Source organism: Serratia sp. MYb239, assembly GCF_002966855.1.
GTDB classification, from domain to species: Bacteria; Pseudomonadota; Gammaproteobacteria; order Enterobacterales; family Enterobacteriaceae; genus Serratia_B; species Serratia_B rhizosphaerae.
Window position 1 is genome coordinate 2,989,277 of record NZ_CP023268.1, and the last position, 21,911, is coordinate 3,011,187.

The 21,911-nt window shown below is 57.8% G+C and carries 17 protein-coding genes; all 17 read left to right on the forward strand.

Annotated features, from left to right (window positions below):
* Window positions 1-5: 5 nt before the first annotated feature.
* The 17 genes from CLM71_RS14425 to CLM71_RS14505 all read left to right on the forward strand — a co-directional run bounded on the left by CLM71_RS14425 (window position 6) and on the right by CLM71_RS14505 (window position 21,906).
* Complete coding sequence (locus CLM71_RS14425) at window positions 6-827, forward strand: type VI secretion system accessory protein TagJ (protein ID WP_105231630.1); 822 nt, start codon at window positions 6-8, stop codon at window positions 825-827.
* A gap of 1 nt (window position 828) precedes the next feature.
* Window positions 829-1,407 carry a type VI secretion system baseplate subunit TssE gene (locus CLM71_RS14430; protein ID WP_105231631.1) on the forward strand — a complete coding sequence of 193 codons (579 nt, stop codon included), beginning with the start codon at window positions 829-831 and terminating at the stop codon, window positions 1,405-1,407.
* 4 nt (window positions 1,408-1,411) lie between these two features.
* Window positions 1,412-3,298, forward strand: a complete 1,887-nt coding sequence (gene tssF / locus CLM71_RS14435) for a type VI secretion system baseplate subunit TssF (RefSeq protein ID WP_105231632.1) — start codon at window positions 1,412-1,414, stop codon at window positions 3,296-3,298.
* Entirely contained in the window at window positions 3,295-4,365 is a 1,071-nt protein-coding gene (gene tssG, locus CLM71_RS14440) for a type VI secretion system baseplate subunit TssG (protein ID WP_105231633.1), read from the forward strand. Before tssF ends, tssG begins: the two co-directional genes overlap by 4 nt.
* An 84-nt stretch (window positions 4,366-4,449) precedes the next feature.
* The gene (gene tssH / locus CLM71_RS14445) at window positions 4,450-7,158 is read left to right on the forward strand and encodes a type VI secretion system ATPase TssH (protein WP_105231634.1); all 2,709 of its coding nucleotides are present in this window, start codon (window positions 4,450-4,452) and stop codon (window positions 7,156-7,158) included.
* Window positions 7,159-7,204: 46 nt separating this feature from the next.
* Window positions 7,205-8,641, forward strand: coding sequence for a serine/threonine-protein kinase (locus tag CLM71_RS14450; RefSeq protein ID WP_105231635.1), 1,437 nt, complete (start codon window positions 7,205-7,207; stop codon window positions 8,639-8,641).
* A 119-nt stretch (window positions 8,642-8,760) separates the two neighbouring features.
* Window positions 8,761-10,698, forward strand: a complete 1,938-nt coding sequence (locus CLM71_RS14455; RefSeq protein ID WP_105231636.1) for a type VI secretion system Vgr family protein — start codon at window positions 8,761-8,763, stop codon at window positions 10,696-10,698.
* Window positions 10,695-11,132 (forward strand): DcrB-related protein, encoded by a 438-nt coding sequence (locus CLM71_RS14460; protein ID WP_105231637.1) that lies wholly within the window; start codon window positions 10,695-10,697, stop codon window positions 11,130-11,132. The genes CLM71_RS14455 and CLM71_RS14460 overlap by 4 nt, the downstream gene beginning before the upstream one ends.
* A 3-nt stretch (window positions 11,133-11,135) precedes the next feature.
* Window positions 11,136-15,740: an RHS repeat-associated core domain-containing protein gene (locus tag CLM71_RS14465; RefSeq protein WP_105231638.1), complete on the forward strand. Its 4,605-nt coding sequence runs from the start codon at window positions 11,136-11,138 to the stop codon at window positions 15,738-15,740.
* A gap of 14 nt (window positions 15,741-15,754) precedes the next feature.
* Complete coding sequence (locus CLM71_RS14470; protein ID WP_158684817.1) at window positions 15,755-16,255, forward strand: hypothetical protein; 501 nt, start codon at window positions 15,755-15,757, stop codon at window positions 16,253-16,255.
* Between the two features lie 387 nt (window positions 16,256-16,642).
* A complete protein-coding gene (locus CLM71_RS14475; RefSeq protein WP_105231640.1) occupies window positions 16,643-17,095 on the forward strand; it encodes a hypothetical protein in 453 nt (150 codons plus the stop codon).
* Between the two features lie 380 nt (window positions 17,096-17,475).
* Window positions 17,476-17,640, forward strand: coding sequence for a hypothetical protein (locus CLM71_RS23995; RefSeq protein ID WP_158684818.1), 165 nt, complete (start codon window positions 17,476-17,478; stop codon window positions 17,638-17,640).
* A gap of 853 nt (window positions 17,641-18,493) precedes the next feature.
* The gene (locus tag CLM71_RS14485; protein ID WP_234008579.1) at window positions 18,494-19,903 is read left to right on the forward strand and encodes an RHS repeat domain-containing protein; all 1,410 of its coding nucleotides are present in this window, start codon (window positions 18,494-18,496) and stop codon (window positions 19,901-19,903) included.
* Window positions 19,903-20,250 carry a hypothetical protein gene (locus tag CLM71_RS14490; RefSeq protein ID WP_105231641.1) on the forward strand — a complete coding sequence of 116 codons (348 nt, stop codon included), beginning with the start codon at window positions 19,903-19,905 and terminating at the stop codon, window positions 20,248-20,250. The genes CLM71_RS14485 and CLM71_RS14490 overlap by 1 nt, the downstream gene beginning before the upstream one ends.
* A 29-nt stretch (window positions 20,251-20,279) precedes the next feature.
* A complete protein-coding gene (locus CLM71_RS14495; RefSeq protein ID WP_105231642.1) occupies window positions 20,280-20,672 on the forward strand; it encodes a hypothetical protein in 393 nt (130 codons plus the stop codon).
* Window positions 20,673-20,827: 155 nt separating this feature from the next.
* Window positions 20,828-21,325, forward strand: coding sequence for a HEAT repeat domain-containing protein (locus CLM71_RS14500; protein WP_105231643.1), 498 nt, complete (start codon window positions 20,828-20,830; stop codon window positions 21,323-21,325).
* 203 nt (window positions 21,326-21,528) lie between these two features.
* Entirely contained in the window at window positions 21,529-21,906 is a 378-nt protein-coding gene (locus CLM71_RS14505; RefSeq protein WP_105231644.1) for a DUF6508 domain-containing protein, read from the forward strand.
* Window positions 21,907-21,911 lie beyond the last annotated feature (5 nt).

The window sequence follows — 21,911 nt, forward strand, 5'->3', positions numbered from 1 at the left end:
TTGTTGTGAAATCATTAACCGACGTATTGCAAGGCGGCTCCGTCAGCGCAGCCACCCAGGCGGTGGAAGCCGATATCAAAGCGCGCCCGGCCGACGCCGATCTGCGCGCCGCGCTGGTGCAGCTGCTGTGCCTGAGCGGCAACTGGCAGCGCGCCAAAGCGCAGCTGAAATCCTGGCAGGCGCTGAAACCGATGGCGCAGCCGACCACCCTGCTGCTGTTGCAGTCGGTCGAGGCCGAACTGCAGCGCCAGGCGGTGTTTGCCGGCCAGGCCGCACCGGCGCTGCTGAAGCAGGATCAGCCTTGGATCGGACAGATGGTCAAGGCCCTGCAGCTGGACGTCGCCGGCGACGCCGCACAGGCGCAGGCGCTGCGCGACCAGGCGCTGGAAGACGCGCCGGCCAGCGGCGGCAGCCTGCTGCTGGCGGACGGCGATGATGAAAAAACCGTCGCCTTCGACTGGCTGACCGACGGCGACGGCCGCCTCGGCCCGGTGTGTGAATTGGCGCTCAACGGCGTGTACTACTGGCTGCCGTTCTCCGCCATCGCCGAAATCCAGTTCCAGGCGCCGCAAAGCGCCATCGATCTGGTCTGGAGCCACGCGCTGGTGCGCCTGACCGACGGCCGCGAGCAGGTATGTCAGCTGCCGGCGCGCTATCCGCTGGCGGCAGACAGCGACGACGCCCTGCTGCTCGGCAAGCGCACCGAATGGCAGCCGCTCGGCGACAGCCCGCACTATCTCGGTTACGGCCTGAAAACCTGGCTGAGCGACAGCGACGAGTTTCCGCTGCACAGCCTGCGCCAGTTGAGCTTCGATCAGGACGCCTGAGATGAACGACAAGCACCTATGGGGCGCTCATAACGGCGACGATCTGCGCCGGCAGGGCTATCGCCAGCGGCAGGACAGCGAGCGCCTGACGTCACGCGACAAGATGCAGCCGGTGCTGCTCGACCTGCTGACCGATGATGAACCGCATAAAAAACAGGAAGCGCAGATCCGCAATCTGGTGTCGCACAGCGAACTGCGGCGGCGCGTGCTGCGCGATTTGCAGTGGCTGTTTAACTGCGTCAACAGCGAATCCAATCTCGACCTCGGCGATTTTCCTCAGGTGCGCCGCTCCACGGTGAATTACGGCGTCGCCTCGCTGGCGGGCAAACGAATGTCGGACATTGAATGGCAGGATATCCAGCGCGCGCTGACCGAATCGATCCTGAATTTCGAGCCGCGCATTCTGCCTGAAGGCCTGCAGGTGCGCTGCATCTCCGACACCGGCTCACTGGAGCTGCACAACGTGTTATCGATTGAAATCAAGGGCCGCCTGTGGTGCGTGCCCTATCCGCTGGAGTTTCTGTTCAGAACCGACGTCGACCTGGAAAACGGTCACTTCGATCTGAAAGACATAGGGTAAGGCGATGGACAGTAAACTGTTAGAGTATTACAACCGCGAACTGGCCTATCTGCGCGAGATGGGCGCGGAGTTCGCCGAACAGTACCCGAAGGTCGCCGGGCGTCTCGGCATGCGCGGCATCGACGTGGCGGATCCTTATATCGAGCGTCTGATGGAGGGCTTCGCCTTCCTGACCTCGCGCGTACAGCTGAAAATGGACGCGGAATTCCCGCGTTTCTCGCAGCGGCTGCTGGAAATTATCTATCCGAACTATCTGTCGCCGACGCCGTCGATGGCGATTGCCGAACTGCAGCCAGACAGCAGCAAAGGCGACATCAGCAACGGTTTTACCGTACCGCGCGGCACCATGATGGACAGCCAGACGCTGAAAAAGAACGGCATCACCTGTAGCTATACCACCGCCCACGACGTCACGCTGCAGCCGGTGCGGCTGGCCAGCGTGGAACTGGGCGGCATTCCGGCCGATATTCCGTTTTCCTCCCTCGGGTTGCAAAACCGCGGCTGCGTCAGCGCGCTGCGCATCCGGCTGGAGTGCTATGACACCGTCACGCTGAACAGTCTGGATCTCGACAACCTGATGTTCTACCTCTCCGGGCCGGATATGCAGGCGCAGCAACTGCTGGAGCTGCTGATGCAGCACAGCGTCGGCATGCTGTGCCAGACGGTGGAAGCGCAGCCGCAGCGGCGCGTGCTGGCGGATGACGCGCTGCGTCAGGAAGGCTTCGCTCCGGAACAGGCGCTGCTGCCGAACGACCTGCGCAACTTCGACGGCTACCGTCTGCTGCAGGAATACTTCGCCTTCCCGGCGCGCTTCCAGTTCTTCAGCATCAGCGGGCTGCAGCCGCTGCTGCGCAGCGTGCGTGAAGGCAAGAAAACGCTGCGCCAGTTTGAGATCGTGGTACTGCTGGACCGCCACGACGCCGCGCTGGAGCGGGTGATTGACGTCAGCCATCTGGCGCTGCACTGCACGCCGGTGATTAACCTGTTCCCAAAGGTGGCCGAACGCATCACCCTCAACGAAAAAAATCACGAATACCATCTGGTGGTCGATAATATCCGTCCGCTGGATTATGAAGTGTTCTCGGTGCAAAGGCTGGGCGGCAGCGCCAGCGAGAAACGCTATGAGCAGGAGTTCCGGCCGTTTTACAGCACGCTGAGCGAAGACGACGGCAACTACGGCGCCTACTTCTCGCTGCGGCGCGAACAGCGCACCCTTTCCTCTCACGCCCGGCGCTACGGCACCCGCACCGGCTATGTCGGTTCCGAAGTGTTCGTCTCGCTGGTGGATGAGCGCCAGTCGCCCTGGCACAGCGATCTCAAATACCTGACGGCCGACGTGCTGTGCACCAGCCGCGATCTGCCGTTGATGCTGATGCAGCAGGACCAGGGCAACTTCGTGATGCCGGACTCTATCCCAATCAAGCGGGTATTTCTGCGCAAAGGGCCGACGCCGCCGCGGCCGGCGCTGGCGGAAGGCATGATCACCTGGCGGCTGATCAGCCAGCTGCAGCTTAACTACCTGAGCCTGATGGACGGCGATCCAGAACAGGGCGCCGCCAGCCTGCGTCAGCTGCTCGGCCTGTACGGCAACCTGAGCGAGCCGGCAATCGCCAAACAGATTCAGGGCGTGCGCAGCTGCAACCTGCGGCCAGTGTACCGCCGGGTGCCGGAGCCGGGGCCGATCGTGTTCGCCCGCGGCATCGCCATCGACCTGACCGTTGACGATCAGGCGTTCTCCGGCAACAGCCCTTATCTGCTCGGCAGCGTGCTGGAACGGCTGTTCTCACGGCTGGTGGCGATGAACACCTTTACCGAAATGACGCTGTCCAGTCAGCAGCGCGGTGAAATCGCCCATTGGCAGGCGCGCATGGGCAAAAGGACGCTGATATGAGTGAAAGCGTAACCGAACTGCCGGCCGGCGACGCGCCGCAGATCAACGCGCTGCACCGCCTGCCGGACGACTTCTGGCTGCGGCTGCGCGCCGCGCCTTACCGTTACGATCTGTTCCAGCTGCTGCGCCGGCTGGACGCTCAGGGCGGCCAGGCTTATCTGCTGGGGCGCGCCCCGCTGCCGCGCCATGAAATGCTGCGTCTGGGGCAGGAGCCGTCGCTCTCTTTTGCACCGTCGACGCTGGCCAAGGTCACGCCGCGCAGCGGCAGCCCGCTGCATGATGTGTCGATCCTCAGTTTCGGCCTGTTCGGCCCCAACGGCCCGCTGCCGCTGCACCTGACCGAATACGCGCGCGAACGGATTTACCACCATCAGGACACCACCCTGACGGCCTTCGCCGACCTGTTTCATCACCGCCTGACGCTGCTGTTTTACCGCGCCTGGGCCGATGCGCAGCCGACGGTGTCGCTCGACCGGCCCGACAACGGCAGCTTTAATGACTACCTGTCGAGCCTGATCGGCAACGGCCAGCCGGCGCAGCGCCAGCGCGACAGCATCAACGCGCACGCCAAGCATTTTATGGCCGGTCATCTGATTCGCCACAGCCGCGACCCGGAAGGCCTGAGCAAAATTTTACGCGGCTATTTCCAGGTGCCGGTGCGCATCGTGGAGAACGTGCCGCACTGGCTGCGCGTCGACCCGCGTGAACAGGCGCGGCTTAAGGCCGGGCGCGGCGCACCGCGGCTGGGCGAGTCGGCGTTTCTCGGCGTGGCGGTGCGCGACGTGCAGCACAAGTTCCGCATCGAGCTAGGCCCGATGTCGCAGCAGGAATACGACCGTTTCCTGCCCGGCGCCGAACTATGCGAACAGCTGCGCGACTGGGTGCGCCAGTATCTGGGCATCGAATTTGTCTGGGAAGTCCGGCTGATTCTGGCAAAAGAACAGCTGATCGGCACCCAGCTCGGCGGCGCTCAGCGGCTGGGGCTCAGCAGCTGGATGGCCGCCGAACGGCGTCAGCACGACGCCGGCGATCTGACTTTCAGCCCGGAACCGCTGGAAGATATTTAGCAGGGCGCGCACTGCCGCGTCCGTCAATTACATCGATATGTTTAAAACGCAGGCAGGACTTGCCCTGCCCCTACGAGGAAAACCATGTCAGAAATCAGCCGCTCGGTACTCTTTGGCAAACTGGATAGCCTGCTTTTCACCTCCCTGGAAAGCGCCACGGCTTTTTGTAAGCTGCGTGGCAACCCTTATGTTGAACTGGCGCACTGGCTGCATCAGCTGATGCAGGCGCAGGATGGCGATCTGCAGCAGATTATCCGCCACTTCGCCCTCGACGAAGACCAACTGACGCGCGATATCGTCGACGCTCTGGATCGCCTGCCGCGCGGCGCCAGCGCCATCTCCGATCTGTCCGAACATATCGACAGCGCGGTCGAGCGCGCCTGGGTCTACGGCTCGCTGAAGTTCGGCGCGCACGCCATCCGTGGCGGCCATTTACTGCTGGGGATCCTGAAAACCTACAGCCTGCGCCATCTGCTGAAAGCCATTTCCGGCCAGTTCGAACGCATCAACGCCGATCTGCTGATGGACCAGTTTGCCGCTATTGTCGGCAATTCGTCGGAAAACGCTCAGGCGCAAAGCGCCGCCGGCGAACCGGCTGCCGTGTCCGTACCGGGCCAGTCCGGCGGCAGCGTGCTGGCGCAATATGCGCAGGATATGACGGCGCGCGCACGCAACGGCGAAATCGATCCGGTCAGCGGCCGTGACGAAGAGATCCGCCAGATCGTCGATATCCTGATGCGCCGCCGGCAGAACAACCCGCTGCTGACCGGCGAGGCCGGCGTCGGTAAAACCGCCGTGGTGGAAGGCCTGGCGCTGCGCATCGTCGCCGGCGACGTACCGCCGCAGCTGCGCGACGTGCAGCTGTACCTGCTGGATATCGGCATGCTGCAGGCCGGCGCCGGCATGAAGGGCGAGTTCGAAAAACGCCTGCAGACGGTGATTGACGAAGTCCAGTCCAGCCCGACGCCGATTATTCTGTTTATCGATGAAATTCATACGCTGGTCGGCGCCGGCGGCGCGCAGGGCACCGGCGACGCCGCCAACCTGCTGAAGCCGGCGCTGGCGCGCGGTCAGCTGCGCACCATCGGCGCGACCACCTGGGCGGAATACAAAAAATACATCGAGAAGGACCCGGCGCTGACCCGCCGCTTCCAGGTGGTGCAGGTGCACGAGCCAGACGAAGAGAAAGCGCTGCTGATGCTGCGCAGCACCGTCAGCCCGCTGGAACAGCACCACCGCGTGCTGCTGCTCGACGAAGCGGTCGACGCCGCGGTGCGTCTCTCCCACCGCTATATCCCGGCGCGTCAGCTGCCGGATAAGGCCGTGGCGCTGCTGGATACCGCCTGCGCCCGCGTCGCGGTCAGCCAGCACGCCGAGCCGGCTCAGGTGGAAGATTGCCGCCACCGCATCGACGCGCTGCAGATTGAACTGGATATCGCCCGCCGCGAAACCAAGGTCGGCATCGGCGATCCGCAGCGCCCGGCGGCGATCGAAGCGCAGCTGAGCGAGCTGCAGCAGCAGCTGACGCAACTGACCGAGCGCTGGCAGGAAGAACTGGGGCTGATTGCGCAAATCATCGATCTGCGCGCCCGACTGCATCAGCAGGAAGCGGAACCGGACGACGACGCCACAACCGACAGCGACGCGGAAACGCCGGCGGAAACCGCCGAGGCGGCTGAAGCCGCAGAACCGGCGCCGTCGGCAGATGAACTGCGCGCCCAACTGGCCGTGCTGCAACAGCAGCTGGCTACGCTGCAGGGCGAAGCGCCGCTGATCTTCGCCGCGGTGGACGCCAATATCGTCGCCGCCGTGGTCGCCGACTGGACCGGCATCCCGCTGGGCCGCATGGTGAAAAACGAAATCGAAGCGGTGCTGCAGCTGTCCGACACCCTGAACGAGCGGGTCATCGGTCAGCGCCACGCGCTGGACCTGATCGCCCGCCGCGTACGCACCTCGCGCGCCCGGCTGGACGACCCGAACAAACCGGTCGGCGTCTTCCTGCTGGCCGGCCCGTCCGGCGTCGGCAAGACCGAAACCGCGCTGGCGCTGGCGGAAACGCTGTACGGCGGCGAGCAGAACGTTATCACCATCAATATGAGCGAGTTCCAGGAATCGCACACCGTATCGACGCTGAAAGGCGCGCCTCCGGGCTACGTCGGCTACGGCGAAGGCGGCGTGCTGACCGAAGCGGTGCGCCGCCGTCCTTACAGCGTGGTGCTGCTGGACGAAATTGAAAAAGCGCACCCGGACGTGCACGAAATCTTCTTCCAGGTGTTCGATAAAGGCTGGATGGAGGACGGCGAGGGCCGCCATATCGATTTCCGCAACACCATTATTATTCTGACCTCCAACGTCGGCACCGACTTAATCGCCGGCCTGTGCAGCGACCCTGACCTGATGCCGGAGCCGGAAGCGCTGAGCGGCGCACTGCGTCAGCCGCTACTGGAGGTGTTCCCGGCGGCGCTGCTCGGTCGCCTGCTGGTGGTGCCTTACTACCCGCTGACCGACGCCACGCTGGGCAACATCGTGCGTCTGCAACTGGGCCGCGTCCAACGCCGGATGGCGGAAAACCACGACATTACCACCACCTTCGACGACGCGGTGATCGAACAGATCGTCAGCCGCTGCACCGAGGTGGAATCCGGCGGGCGTATGGTCGACGCCATTCTGACCAATACCCTGCTGCCGCAGATCAGCCATACCCTGCTGTCGGCCAGCGCCAACGACCAGCGCTACCGTCAGCTGCATATCGCGCTGCAAAACAACGAGTTTATTTGTCAATTTCAGGCTTAACGCCCCGGCCGCCGCGGCGGCCAGTTGATCACAGAGAGTAGTCACTATGTCCGGAAACGGGATCAAAAAACCGAACTCAAACAGCCTGCCGATCGGCTATCGGTTCAACGAGTTTGAGATCAAGGAAGTGATCGGCGAAGGCGGCTTCGGCATCGTCTATCGCGCCTACGACCACCAGCTTGAACGCACCATCGCCATTAAAGAGTACATGCCGACCCAGTTGGCCCAACGCAATGACGATCTGACCCTCAGCCTGCGTGGCGAACGTTTCAGCAAAACCTTTCAGGCCGGCCTGAACAGCTTTATTCAGGAGGCGCGCCTGCTGGCCCGTTTCTCCCACCCGGGACTGCTGCACGTACTGCGCTTCTGGGAAGAGAACGGCACCGCCTATATGGGCACCCAGTTCTACAGCGGCACCACGCTGAAAAACTTCCGCCTGCAGCAGCCGGCGATGATTGACGAGGCGTGGATCCGCCGGCTGCTGCCGCCGCTGTTCAGCGCGATCGACACCATCCATCAGGAAGGCTACCTGCACCGCGATATCTCGCTGGATAATATCCAAATCCAGGAGAATCAGCTGCCGGTGCTGCTGGACTTCGGCTCGGCCCGTAAAGAGATCGGCAACCTGTCCGACGAAACGGAAATCATGCTGAAGCCGGGCTACGCGCCCATCGAGCAATACACCGAAAACAGCGACGGCGAGCAGGGGCCGTGGACGGATATCTATGCGCTCGGCGCGGTGCTGCATACCCTGATCGTCGGCAACCCGCCGCCGGTCAGCGTGGTGCGCAGCATTGAAGACAGCTACCAGCCGCTGAGCGAGCGCCGCCCCGAAGGCTACTCGCCGGAGCTGCTGCGCGTAATCGACCAGACGCTGGCACTGAAACCGGAAGAACGGCCGCAAACCATCGATGAAATGGCCGAGCTGCTGCACCTGCCGGTGGCCGACGAAGCAGAAATCATCAGCACGCCGGCCGCCGCGCCGGAACCCCCGCTGCCGGCCAGCACTCCGGCGACCGGCACTGCCGCCGCCGGCAGCATAACCGTCGGCGGTATGACGTTCTCCCGGCCGATGATGATCGGGGCAGGCGTTGCCGCGCTGCTGGTGATTGGCATCATCTCCTGGCTCAGCAGCTCTCCGGACGACGCCGCGCCGACCGCAGCGGCGGAAAACGGCGCGCCGGCCGACAAGACGCTGTCACCGCAGCAAAGTGCGCCGCAGCTGGACAGCGCTGCGCAGGAAGCCGCACCGCCGCCTGCGCCGGTGGCGATGGTCTATTTCAAACTGCGCCCGGGTGAAAAAGTGACGCTGGACGGCAAAGTCCAGTCGCTGCAGCCAAGCACTAACGGCTTCGCCAGCCTGGATCTGGCGCCGGGCACCTATCAGCTGGAAATCCACCGTAACGACGATAGATTGCGCCGCCAACAGCTGACGATCGAGCATGCCGGCACCTGGCTGGTCGCGCCGACCGACGCCGGTTAATTGTCCCCTATTCCGGCGCCGTCAGACGGCGCCGTTTTACCTCCACGCGATTGACATCACTGCCCCGGTCCAAGGCCACGCCGCCGTAACGAGGAGTGTCATTCACCAAGGATGTTTCTATGTTAGACCGCATCACAGCTTATACACCGCTTGGCCCTGAACAACTGCTGTTTCGTTCTCTGGAAGGCACCGAAGCCCTGTCCACGCCGTTTGATTTCCGCATCGAACTGCTGAGCACCGACGCACGTCTGGACCGCAAGGCGCTGCTCGGCCAGCCGCTGACGCTGGAAATCCCGATCCCCGGCCTGCTGCGCCCGCCCCGCTATCTCAACGGCAAGATCACCGCCATCGCCGTCAGCAGCGAAGAAATCAGCGGCACCCGCTATTCGGTGTACACCCTGCGCGTACAGCCCGACCTGTGGCCGATGCTCAAGGATCGCAACTTCCGCATCTTCCAGGAGCAGACCGTTCCGGACATCGTCAAAGCGCTGCTGGCCGAACAGAACATTCAGCTGGAAGACCAGCTGACCGGCGAGTATCGCCAGTGGGGCTACTGCGTGCAGTACAGTGAATCCACCTTTAACTTCATCAGCCGCCTGATGGAGCTGGAAGGCATTTACTACTACTTCAAGCACGAGCAGGACAAACACACCATGGTGCTGGCCGATAACCCGCACCATCACCAGCCGTTCCCCGGCTATGAGACCATTCCGTACCACGTCACGCCGTCCGGCGGCGTCACCAGTGAAGAAGGCATCAGCCAGTGGACGCTGGCCGATCAGGTGACCCCCGGCATCTACAGCGTGGACGATTACGACTTCCGCAAGCCCAACGCCTGGCTGTTCCAGGCGCGGCAGAACCCGGCCTCGCCGGCCCCCGGCCAGATTGACGTCTACGACTGGCCCGGCCGCTATACCGAGCATCAGCAGGGCGAGTTCTACGCGCGCGTGCGTCAGGAATCCTGGCAGGCCGAGCATCAGCAGGTGACCGGCACCGCTACCGCGCTGGGCATCGCCCCCGGCAACACCTTTACGCTGATCAAAGCGCCTTATATGTCCGATAACGGCGAATACCTGACGCTCTCCGCCCGCTATCACCTGCGCGAAAACAGCTACGCCAGCGGCGATACGCAGGGCAGCCTGCACCGCATCGACTTCACCGTCATCCCGGCCGATGTGCAGTTCCGCCCGGCGCAGAGCGCGTCGTGGCCGAAAACCCACGGCCCGCAGACCGCCCGCGTGGTCGGCCCGCAGGGCGAGTCGATCTGGACCGACAAATACGGCCGCATCAAGGTGAAGTTCCACTGGGACCGGTTGGCCAAAGGCGACGACACCAGCTCCTGCTGGGTGCGCGTCTCCAGCGCCTGGGCCGGCCAGGGCTTCGGCGGCGTGCAGATCCCGCGCGTCAACGACGAGGTGGTGATCGACTTTATCAACGGTGACCCGGACCGGCCAATCGTCATCGGCCGCGTGTACAACGAAGCCAGCATGCCGCCGTGGGCACTGCCGGCCGCCGCCACCCAGATGGGCTTTATGAGCCGCTCCAAAGACGGCACGCCGGACAACGCCAACGCCCTGCGCTTTGAGGACAAGGCCGGCTCCGAGCAGGTGTGGATCCAGGCCGAGCGCGATATGGACACCAACGTCAAGAATGACGAGAGCCACTCCGTCGGCGGCCACCACAACTTTATCGTCACTAAAAACCATGAAAGCCAGGTTAACGGCGAATACCGCCAGTCGACCCAGTACAACCGCAGTGAACTGGTGGGCGGCGACTATGCGATGAAGACGCAGCAGCAGATCATGCTGAGCTCCGGCGAAGGCATCACGCTGGTAAGCGGCGACAGCAAGCTGACGCTTAATCCGAACGGCACCGTCTCGATTCAGTGCACCCAGTTTGAAATCAACGCCAGCGCGCAGGGCGAAATCAACACCGGCGGCACGCTGGATCTCAACATCAAAAAACCGGCCAAAGGTAAAACGCCGACGCCAACCCCGGCGGAGATCACGCAGGAAGTCGCCAAGGTGTTCAACAGCTCTTCGGAGGGCAACGCATGACGCAGCAGACCCGTTACGCCCTGTCCGAAGGCACCCTGACGCTGCCGGAAGCGGCGCAGGATACCAGCGTCACCATCCTCAAACTGCCGCAGGCGCGCGCCACGCTGGTGGTCACCCGCGCCTATGACGTCAAACCGGGACAGGAAGAAGCCTACCTGCAGCAGCAGCTGGCCAAGGTGAAGCGCGATATGAAAAAATTCAGCGCCCGCGCCGTGGAGGACAGCAGCTTCGGCCCGCTGCCGGCACGGGCGGTCAGCGTGCGTTTTGAAAACCAGGGCATCGCCATCGAGCAGCAACTGCTGGTCGTACGCCTGGAAAGCCACCTGATGGTGCTGACCTTCAGCACCAGCGCCGCCTTCGCCGCCGAGGCGCAGGCCACCTGGGAACAGATCCGCCAGGGATTTATTCCGGCCGGCAACGCAGCGGAGGCGTAAGCGATGTCTGATTTAACCGCCGCGAGTCTCGGCGACCCGCTGGTGCACAGCTCGCTGCTGGCCGACTTTGTCAGCGGCCTGGTTGAGGGCGCCATCTATGCCGGCATCTACGCCGGCGCCACCGCGCTGATCTCCTCCGGGCTCGGCGCACCGGTCGGTTTCGCCCTAGTCGCCGGCGCCATGGTGTCCGGCATTCCGGAGAAAATCGGCACCGCCGCCGGCGCGCTGGTGGATACGCTGATCGGCACCGGCCCGCCCGACGCCTTTATCACCAGCGGCTCCGACAACGTCCATATGAACGGCAAACCGGCGGCCCGCGCCGCCGGCACCGTCGACCACGATTTTCTCAACAGTCCCGACGTTGGCGCTGAAGAAGGCCCGGGCCTGATCGACAGCGCCCTGGCGGTGGCCGGCGGCATCATCTCCAGCGTGATGCATCCCGGCCCGCTGATCGACAAGATCGCCAGCATCGACGGTGAATCGGTGAAAAACTGGCTCGGCGACGTCTGGGACGACATCACCCAGCCCACCGTTGAGAGCGCCAGCCCGTACGCCACCCCGGCCAACAAAGACACCGTCGCCTGCACCAAGGGCCATATGGCGGAGAACGTCAACTTCCTGGCCGAAGGCTCGAAGAAGGTGCTGATCAACGGCCACCCAGCCGCACGCAACGGCGACCGCAGCACCTGCGAAGCCAAGATCGAGGTGGCGGACAACCCGCGCGTACGCATTGGCGGCGACGGCATCGTGGTGCGCGATATCCGCAGCGGTAAAAACGCGCTGGCCTACTTTGCCGGCGGCCTGATTGGCGGCCTGGGCAAGCAGGGCCTGGCGCTCGGTCAGTCGCTGTTCCGCCGCGTAATGCCCCGTCTGGCGCTGAAGGATGCCGGCTGCGCTCTGGCCGCCGTGGCCGCCGCCGATCTGGCGGGCAACGCCGCCGGCGCTGCCGTGGGTACAACGCTGGTGGCCGCCACCCAGACCGGCCACCCGGTGCATATCCCCACCGGCGCCAAAATCCTCGCCGGCGAGGAGGAGCTTGACTTCACCCTCCCCGACCGCATCCCGCTTTACTGGCAGCGCCTGTACAACAGCCGCAACCGCGCCGCCGGCATGCTCGGCGTCGGCTGGATGCTGCCGTTCGAAACCCGCCTGCTGCGCATGCTGGACGACAACGGCCAGCCGCAGTTTATCCTGCGCGACGCCTCCGGCCGCGAGACCGGCCTCGGCAACGTCACCCCCGGCGACGTCATTCGCTTTACCGAGGACGGCTTTACCCTCTACTGCTCGCTGCAGGGCGTGATGCTGCTGCAGACCGCCGAGGGCGAACACCAGCTGTACGAGCCGGATCCTGCCCGCGTCGGCGAATGGCGCATCGCGCGCATTTATGACCGCCACGAGAACTGCCACCACTTCGCCTGGAACAGCGCCGGCCAGTTGGTCACCATCTCCAGCGACAACCAGGCGCTGGACGTCGAGCTCAGCTACGACGCGCGCAACGGCCGTCTGCTTGCGGTGCATCAGCACGTCGGACAGGAAAAACGCCTGCTGGTGCAGTATGACTACAACCCGCAGGGGCAGCTGATTGCGGTGCGCGACGCCGACGCCATCGTCACCCGCCGTTACGGCTGGGACGACGCCAGCGGCCTGCTGGCCTGGCACAGCTACGCCACCGATCTGCGCGTCAGCTACCGCTGGCAGCGCGCGGCGGACGGCGACCACTGGCGCGTCAGCGAGTATCAGGTGCTGGACGCGCAGCTGCAGTGTCTGGAGCACTGGCTGCTGGAGGCGGACGAAGCCGCACGCCGCGCCAGCGTCACCTGCCTGTCCGGCGGCACCACCGAACACCGCTGGGACAGCCTGCTGCGCATTACCGACTATACCGACAGCTACGGCGCCCGCTGGCGCTTCCGCTGGGCCGCCCTGCGCGAGAACCTCAGCGCCGTCATCACCCCCGACGACCAGCGCTGGGAGCTGGGCTATGACGAGCGCGGCAACCTGATACTGGTGCGCGACCCGCTCGGCAACACCACCCATACCACCTGGCACCCCGCCTGGGCGCTGCCGTTAAAAGAGGTGCTGCCCGACGGCGCCTGCTGGCAATATCGCTACAACCCGTTCGGCGACGTGGTGGAGATGACCGACCCGCTCGGCAACGTCAGCCGCTTTACCTGGAACGACCAGGGCGACCTGCTGACCCGCACCGACCCGCTCGGCAATACCCAGCAGTTCTGGTGGAACGCCCTCGGCCAGCTGACCCGCGACGAAGACTGCTCCGGCCACCAGAGCCGCCGCGAATATGACGACGCCGGCAATCTGCTCCGCACCTGCGATGCCGAAGGCAACGCCACCCGCTACCGCTGGAGCGCCGCCGGACGTCTGCAGGCGCTGGTGCGTCCCGACGGCCGGGAAACCCGCTACGACTACGACCACGCCGGTCTGCCCTGCCGCGAGAACATCGACGCCTTCTCCGAACGCCGCGTCGAGCGCAACGTGCGCGGCCAGATAACCTGCGCCGTCGACCCGGCCGGCATCGAGACACGCTATCAGTACGACCGCTTCGGCCGTCTTACCGCGCTGGTCAACCCCAACAACGAGCGCTGGCAGTTTGACTACGACGCCGGCCACCGCCTGCTGGCCCAGAGCGACTTTGCCGGCCGCCGCAGGCAGTACCGTTACAACCCGCTGGGACAGGTCAGCGCCATAACCGAGTACCCGCTGGCGCAGGACGGCGACGCGGCGCAGCCGCTCCACACCCGTCTGAGCTATGACGCGCTGGGCCGCCTGACCGCCAAAGAGACCGCCGACAGCCGCACCGAATACCGCTACCAGGCGCGCACGCTGGAGGTACGGCGTACCCCGCTGGCGCTGTGGCAGCAGGCGCAGGCGTGCGGCGAGCAGCCCGACTGGCCGGAGACGCTGCGCTTTAGCCGCGACGCCGCCGGCAACCTGTGCGCCGAAGAGAACCACAGCGGACTCTGGCAGCACAGCCATGACCCGCTCGGCAACCTGAGCGCCACCCACATGCCCGACGGCAGCACCCTCTCCCAGCTGCGCTACGGCAGTGGCCACCTACTGCAGACCGCACTGCAGACCGCCGGCCAGCGGCTCGATATCGCCGGCTGGCAGCGCGACAAGCTGCACCGGGAAGTGACCTGCACCCTCGGCGAAGTCACCCAGGAGACCCGTTACGACAGCGTCGGACGCATCACCCTGCGCCGCGCCAGCAGCGAACGCAGCCACCCGCTGGTGTTCGAACGCCGCTACCAGTGGGACCGTCAGGACCTGGTGGTGCAGCAGAAGCTGATTGAGAACGACAACCTCACCGACGGGCCGCAGTTCCAGCAGCGCCGCTTCGGCTATGACGCCCGTGGGCAGCTGACCCACAGTATCCTGCCGCAGCGCGAGGAACGTTTTTACTACGACCCCGCCGGCAACCGCAGCGACGGCCCGGCCGTCACCGTCTGGCGCAACCTGCTCCAGCGCCTGAACGGCCACCGCTGGGGCTATGACGGCTTCGGCCGGCTCAGCTGGCGCCGCGACGGCAACACCGGCGTCGAGCAGCGTTTTCAGTACGACGCCGAGCACCGCCTGACCGCCGTCACCTTCGACGGCGACAGCCGCTACCAGCGCGCCGAATACCGTTACGACGCGCTGGGGCGCCGTACCCGGAAAACCCTCTACCCGCACCACGGCGAGCCGCAGACCACCCTGTTCCACTGGAACGGCCTGCAGATGGTCGGCGAGCACAGTCCCGACCAGCCGCAGCGCAGCATCCAGTATCTGTACAAGGAAGACAGCTACGAGCCGCTGGCCCGCGTCGACCGCCACGGCGACAGCAGCGAGGTGTACTGGTACCACAGCGAACTCAACGGCCTGCCGGAGCGCATGACCGACGCGCAGGGTAAAGTCGTCTGGCACGGCCGTTTCTCCGCCTGGGGCGCCACCGACGCCGAGAGCGGCACCCTCGCCACGGCGCAAAACCTGCGCTATCAGGGCCAGTACCTGGACAGGGAAACCGGGCTTCACTACAATCTGTTCCGCTACTACGATCCGAACTGCGGTAGATTTACCCAGTCAGATCCGATTGGGTTGGCAGGCGGGGTGAATACCTACGCGTATACCCCGGATCCGATTAGCTGGGTGGATCCGTTGGGGTTGAGTGGATGTTCAACCACCCTTGGCAAAAATATGATGGCAAAGATGGGATTACCCCGATCTACGTCATGGAAAGGATATCAAGCGCACCACATTATTCCTAAGGAACTGGCTAATCACCCCGCATTAAAAAAAATAGGCTATTATATTGATGATGCTAAAAACGGTATATTCTTGAGAAAAAAAGATGAGGCGACAAGTGCAATGGCAAGGCACCAAGGGAATCATAGTGGTTACACTAAATCTGTAGAAGGCGCTCTTGATAAAATCGATTTAAATCAGTCAAAAGATATTATTAGTCAACAAGTGGCCGAGATCCAAAATATAGCTAGAAAAGGACTACAAAATGGATACCCTATACGTCCTCTCGATATGGATGTTTCCGGTGGCAGCCTTGGCAACGCAAAGGTGAATTTATTATGGGTGAAAATATTTAATACTGGAGGTTGGTGATGGGGAATTATTTTGTGGAAGAACCATTGGAGTTATTATTTTCCAATGAAATTTTCAGTGGGATATCAGAGAGAATAAATGCACCTTATATTTTAGTCAGTAATTTAAACGACGCCTTTAGAATAGCATTTGACCAAAACCCTCCTGCAGGATTTAAAATATGGAAAGATGTGGTAGAAAACCACAGGAAAGAAATGAGAAATGACAGTAAGTTTTCTGAAGCAGACGAGTTCGTGTCAAAGTTCTTAGAAGAACATCATGACAAACATAAAAAAAACACATTAACCTATAGGAAAATGAAAATAAAAAAAACAAACACAGCATATGATGACTTTATATTCTCAGATGCTCGAGAAGATGCTATTTTTGCTTTAGGTACGGTATCAATCAGCAGATATTTAGGAGAAAAAAGCGAATTAATGGACTGGATCTTTGAAATATATAAAAAGGGCGGATGGGTTTGCGGCATGAAAAATAAAAAATTAGCAGTATTTAATCCTGACATACTAAAATAGGAGGGTGATATCATTAATTTTTATAACGCTCCTATATTACTATTAAATAGCATAAGTAATAAAATGCGGGGGCGCTATTTTTATAACAACGGTGGGAGTTTTACACCCTCTCTTATATTAATCAACCACACCTATTTTACCTAAAGTTAGTACATCACCAATAGCGAATAAAATTCAAGTTAAAATAGAGTTAGCTCTTCTTCTCGAATGGAAGATCACAAGGCAATTTGAAGCAATAATTAAAGTCACCAAAGGTATTATCCTTCAAATAGGAAAGCTTGAAAAACAAACAATGATATCAGGCGAAGTTCTTAAAGGCGGTGCTGACCAGATACTATTGCCACAAAATTATCCGATGAGTTGGATAAGTGATAAGAGAATATTGTAATGATTGAAGTAAAGTCTTATATAAAGTCAAAAGAAGATTACATAAACATATTAGAATTCAGTGGTGAAATAAAAGACTGCAACTATATCGAAGGCGCTTTGGAATTAACCATAAACAATGTTAATTTGATCAACCTTGAAATGTGGGATTACATTGATCAGTTATGGGCTTATTTGTCAGAAGGATTGGATGCCATATCTAAAAACAATGAGTTCAATACTTATTTTCCAGACCAACCGATAGAGGTTAAATTAAAACCCATAAATGACAATGTACTTATCAGTGTAAAATGCAACTCAAAAGTAACAACATTGACCAACAAGAATGAGTTTGTATCTGCAATGTCAAAACATGCTTTGGATTTTTTTGAAAGATTATCCACAATAAAAGGCATTGAGAAAGATCATTATAAATATGAGATTGAAAACTTAAGAAAAATCCACAATAAATAACAATCAAAAATATAGTAACCCATCGATAAAATACTCATCACTCAATGCCTCACGTAGTGAAAGCAATGAATTTACATAGTTCATTACTGCGTCCAACTACACTTTTAGCACAACGCCGAGATCATTCGGCGTTTACCCACATGATAATTCCATAGCGTACAAAAATTAATATATTTAAAAATATCATCTCCAAAAAATAAAATGATAATCGATGATTTAATAAATAAACTATCGTCAACAAAAAAGCATGAGGTTATGTGGCTTGGTGCTGAATATAAAGAGAAAACATCTAGATTATAACACTATTCATCCCTAAATTCACCTGAGGATTTTAAATTTTTCTTAGAAAAAACAGGAGGGGTGGCGTTATAGAACAAGAGATGTCTGACATTGAAGATAATGATCCATTGGCGGATTTAGGAGGGATAGTATATTATGATGCAATATATTGCCAGGATCAATATCAACTCCCTTCGCATTTAGCTTCAATCTACTTCAAAGATGATGAAGTTTGTTGCCCCCCCCAAATAGCCTTGATGAAATAGCATGCTACGATTTATATTCAATGAAAAAAAATAAAAATTGCATGATTCATTCAAATCATTCCTTCAATGAATATGTAAATCTGCGATGTTAGTAAAACGTACTTACGAAAAAAATCGTATAGTATAAGTTTTTGAAAAACACTAAATATATCATTATTATTCTGGTTTTTATAATTCCCCGCCCCAAAAATATAGTTCCCCCTACAGACTCAACACCGTGACCGCGTAGCCATAGAGGTATTTAACCCTCAAACTGTACAGTGGATATAAAAAGGTCTTTAATTCCCCATAAACCTTGGAGTCGACAAAAAGTACCAACAGAAATTAAAGGTGCACATAATAATGTAATTAGCAATGATAGTGGATTGGTGTAAATATCACCAAACGGTGTGAAAATTGATGCTTATTTAGGCCGTATTGGAAATATAAACACAGCACTTCCAGTTCTCTAACGAGTGAAGATGAAAATGAAATGTTTTATTGATGAACGTGGTCATTGCCGTGTTAAAACAGAAAAATAACACCACCTCATATCTTCATTTTTAGAAGGAGGTATTCAAAGTAGTTTATATGGTGTCAACGAGTATATTTCTGCATGTGAATCCGTCAATAATGGTTATATTCCTGAGTGGAAAGGAACAGGCAATGCTCATACTATTACCATCAAACAGGATGGCATCGAAATTTTTAACGAGTACACAGAAGAGAGCTTAACGATTCTAACAATAGAAAAGTTCAAAGGCTATCTTGAAAAGTGGAAAGAATTAATTCTGAGTAAAGAGTGATCTTTATATAAAGGAAAACGGCAGCCCCCTCTCCCTGTTGGCCAGCGGCACGATATCGCCGGCTGGCAGTGCTGCAAGCTGCACCGGTAAGTCACCTGCGCCGCGCCAGCAGCGAACGCAGCCACCCGCTGGTGTTCGAACGCCGCTACCAGTGGGACCGTCAGGACCTGGTGGTGCAGCAGAAGCTGATTGAGAACGACAACCTCACCGACGGGCCGCAGTTCCAGCAGCGCCGCTTCGGCTATGACGCCCGCGGGCAGCTGACCCACAGTATCCTGCCGCAGCGCGAGGAGCGTTTTTACTACGACCCCGCCGGCAACCGCAGCGACGGCCCGGCCGTCACCGTCTGGCGCAACCTGCTCCAGCGCCTGAACGGCCACCGCTGGGGCTATGACGGCTTCGGCCGGCTCAGCTGGCGCCGCGACGGCAACACCGGCGTCGAGCAGCGTTTTCAGTACGACGCCGAACACCGCCTGACCGCCGTCACCTTCGACGGCGACAGCCGCTACCAGCGTGCCGAATACCGTTACGACGCGCTCGGGCGCCGCACCCGGAAAACCCTCTACCCGCACCACGGCGAGCCGCAGACCACCCTGTTCCACTGGAACGGCCTGCAGATGGTGGGCGAGCACAGTCCCGACCAGCCGCAGCGCAGCATCCAGTATCTGTACAAGGAAGACAGCTACGAGCCGCTTGCCCGCGTCGACCACCACGGCGACAGCAGCGAGGTGTACTGGTACCACAGCGAACTCAACGGCCTGCCGGAGCGCATGACCGACGCACAGGGTAAAGTCGTCTGGCACGGCCGTTTCTCCGCCTGGGGCGCCACCGACGCCGAGAGCGGCACCCTCGCCACACAGCAGAACCTGCGCTATCAGGGCCAGTATCTGGACAGGGAAACCGGGCTTCACTACAATCTGTTCCGCTACTACGATCCGAACTGCGGCAGGTTTACCCAGTCAGATCCGATCGGGCTGGCCGGCGGGGAGAATACCTACGCGTATACCCCGGATCCGATTAGCTGGGTGGATCCGTTGGGGTTGGCTAGGTGTGACCCTACCGGATACCATAAACGCAAAGCTCTTCGAACAGATGTCTATAATGCTCAACGCCCTACTGCTGGTCGCCATGCAACAAAACATATTAATGCAAAAGATGCAGATGAAGCTAAAAACCTGAGCGTAGGCAAAGGAATTTTAGATAAAAGATCTGAAGCATCTTACTTCCCGGAATATGCAGGTAAAGTGTCTGGTTTTGAGAAACAAGCCGCATATGGAGCTATTCGGAATGGTCATGCTTTCGATCATGGCGGAACTCGATTCATGTTTTACAAAAACCCTAAAGGACACGTGGGATACAATGAAGGGAAATTAACTGATTGGGTAAGGATTGAAATGACAAATACTCCAGTCCCTACAATTCATAGTTTCCCCGCATCGTTAGAACAAGTAGGAAAATACATTCCAGGAGTTCGTTAATGAAAGAAGAAATATGGAAAAACATTCAACCTTTAAGAGTACCAAGCAGATGGGTAATTGATGTAAATAACTTCTACAACTATGAACCTACTAAAGAAAACATGGATTGGTTCTATGGATCAATTTTGATTAGCGGTCATAATTCTCTTGATGGTCTTTGCTTCGATTCACGATATGAACCAGAAGGAGAACCTAATGGTTTCTTTGTATTGGATTTTTTCATCATAAAAATAAATAAAAAGACAGGAAAGACAGAAGAGGAAAAATTCCTAGGTAGTAAGCAGACAAAAGATAAATCTATGTTCATTAACATGCTTGAAGAGTTTATGTTCACAGGGAAATATTAATAATTGAATAAAAAGCCGGAGAGCTTCTAATGCTCTTCCGGCTTTATGTTTTTTATTCACAGCCTCCGTTTACAACCCCGGAAAACCCTCTACCCGCACCACGGCGAGCCGCAGACCACCCTGTTCCACTGGACGGCCTGCAGATGGTCGGCGAGCACAGTCCCGACCAGCCGCAGCGCAGCATCCAGTATCTGTACAAGGAAGACAGCTACGAGCCGCTGGCCCGCGTCGACCGCCACGGCGACAGCAGCGAGGTTTACTGGTACCACAGCGAACTCAACGGCCTGCCGGAGCGCATGACCGACACTATCAAGGCCAGTACCTCGACAGGGACAAATCAACCAACGGCTGAAGCAAAGGTAAGTACTCCATATGCTAAAGAAAAAATAAATTCACTGTCAAGAACCAACAAAAATAAATAAAAGATAAAGCAGTTGAAATTATAACAACCAATAACATACAATCATATAAAAAACATGAGGTTAAGTGCAATCAACCAGTGACACAGGAAACCAAACTGGGCGCTTACTTATACCCTCAACGAAAAACAAAATGACTCACGAGGATTAATTTGCATATGTCAACCGATAAAAAGGATTTAATTCTATCATTTATCATGAATAAAATAACCGCCACTGAACTGATCAGTTCATATAATGAAAATTACGGAGAGATAAATATATGCAAAGAACTTTACAATGCTCGCAATGAAAAAGATCCAGATGCAGTAGATATTTTTTTATATTTTGGAGACGTTATAGGCTACAGATACACTTGTATAAATTTATTAAACAATCTACTTACAGAAACTTGGCATAAAAAACACGAAGAACTAGTCCGGCTGTTGGCACAATATAAAAGCGAAACAAGCATAAATAGTTTATTTGAAACATCTTTATTAAATCTTGATTACTTGGATTATGATGAAGATCATGTCTTGGCTGATAAATGCATCAGAGCTCTAGCAAAGATAAACACAAAAGAATCCATAGAAAAAATAAAAAAATTAACTCACTCAGATAACGCATCCATTAGAAAAAGTGCAACAAAGCATCTACAGAAGATTAAAATGTAAACGTGATGAAATTTAAATCACGTTGATAATATCTTTGGCTAAAGGGCTACGATACAACCAAACAAGAAAAATGCGGTTGATATCTTCGCTTACGAAGAACACGACATTGTCGCCGATCCGGCAGAACCGTGCTTATACTGAAAAAAGTGGTTAAACTCCTTATAAACAATAAACATCCCATTAAAAACACGGACATCTCCCCCATGACCCCCATCCCCCCACTGAGTAAAGAAGACATCGACGCCGTGCTGGACAGCGCTGCGGGCGTTACGCCGCCGCCGGACGCCCAATGGCGATTTGACGATGTACCTCATGAGCCTCTGCTGCGCCATATTCAGGCCCTGAGCCACAGCCAGTTTCTCTTTGTCTACGACTGGACGAATGAGTTTTCCCGCGGGGGCGATCCGCGTTTCACCTGCCGGCGCACGCTGGCACAGGCCGACCTGACGCTGCTGCGCAAACTAATGACCGCCCATCTCCGTATGGATCGCTTCTGCGAAAATCACCTTGCCAGCCTTATCATCTGCGGATACTGGCAGGCCTGTCTGGATCGCCTGCAAGAATTGCGCCGGGCAATGTAACCCGC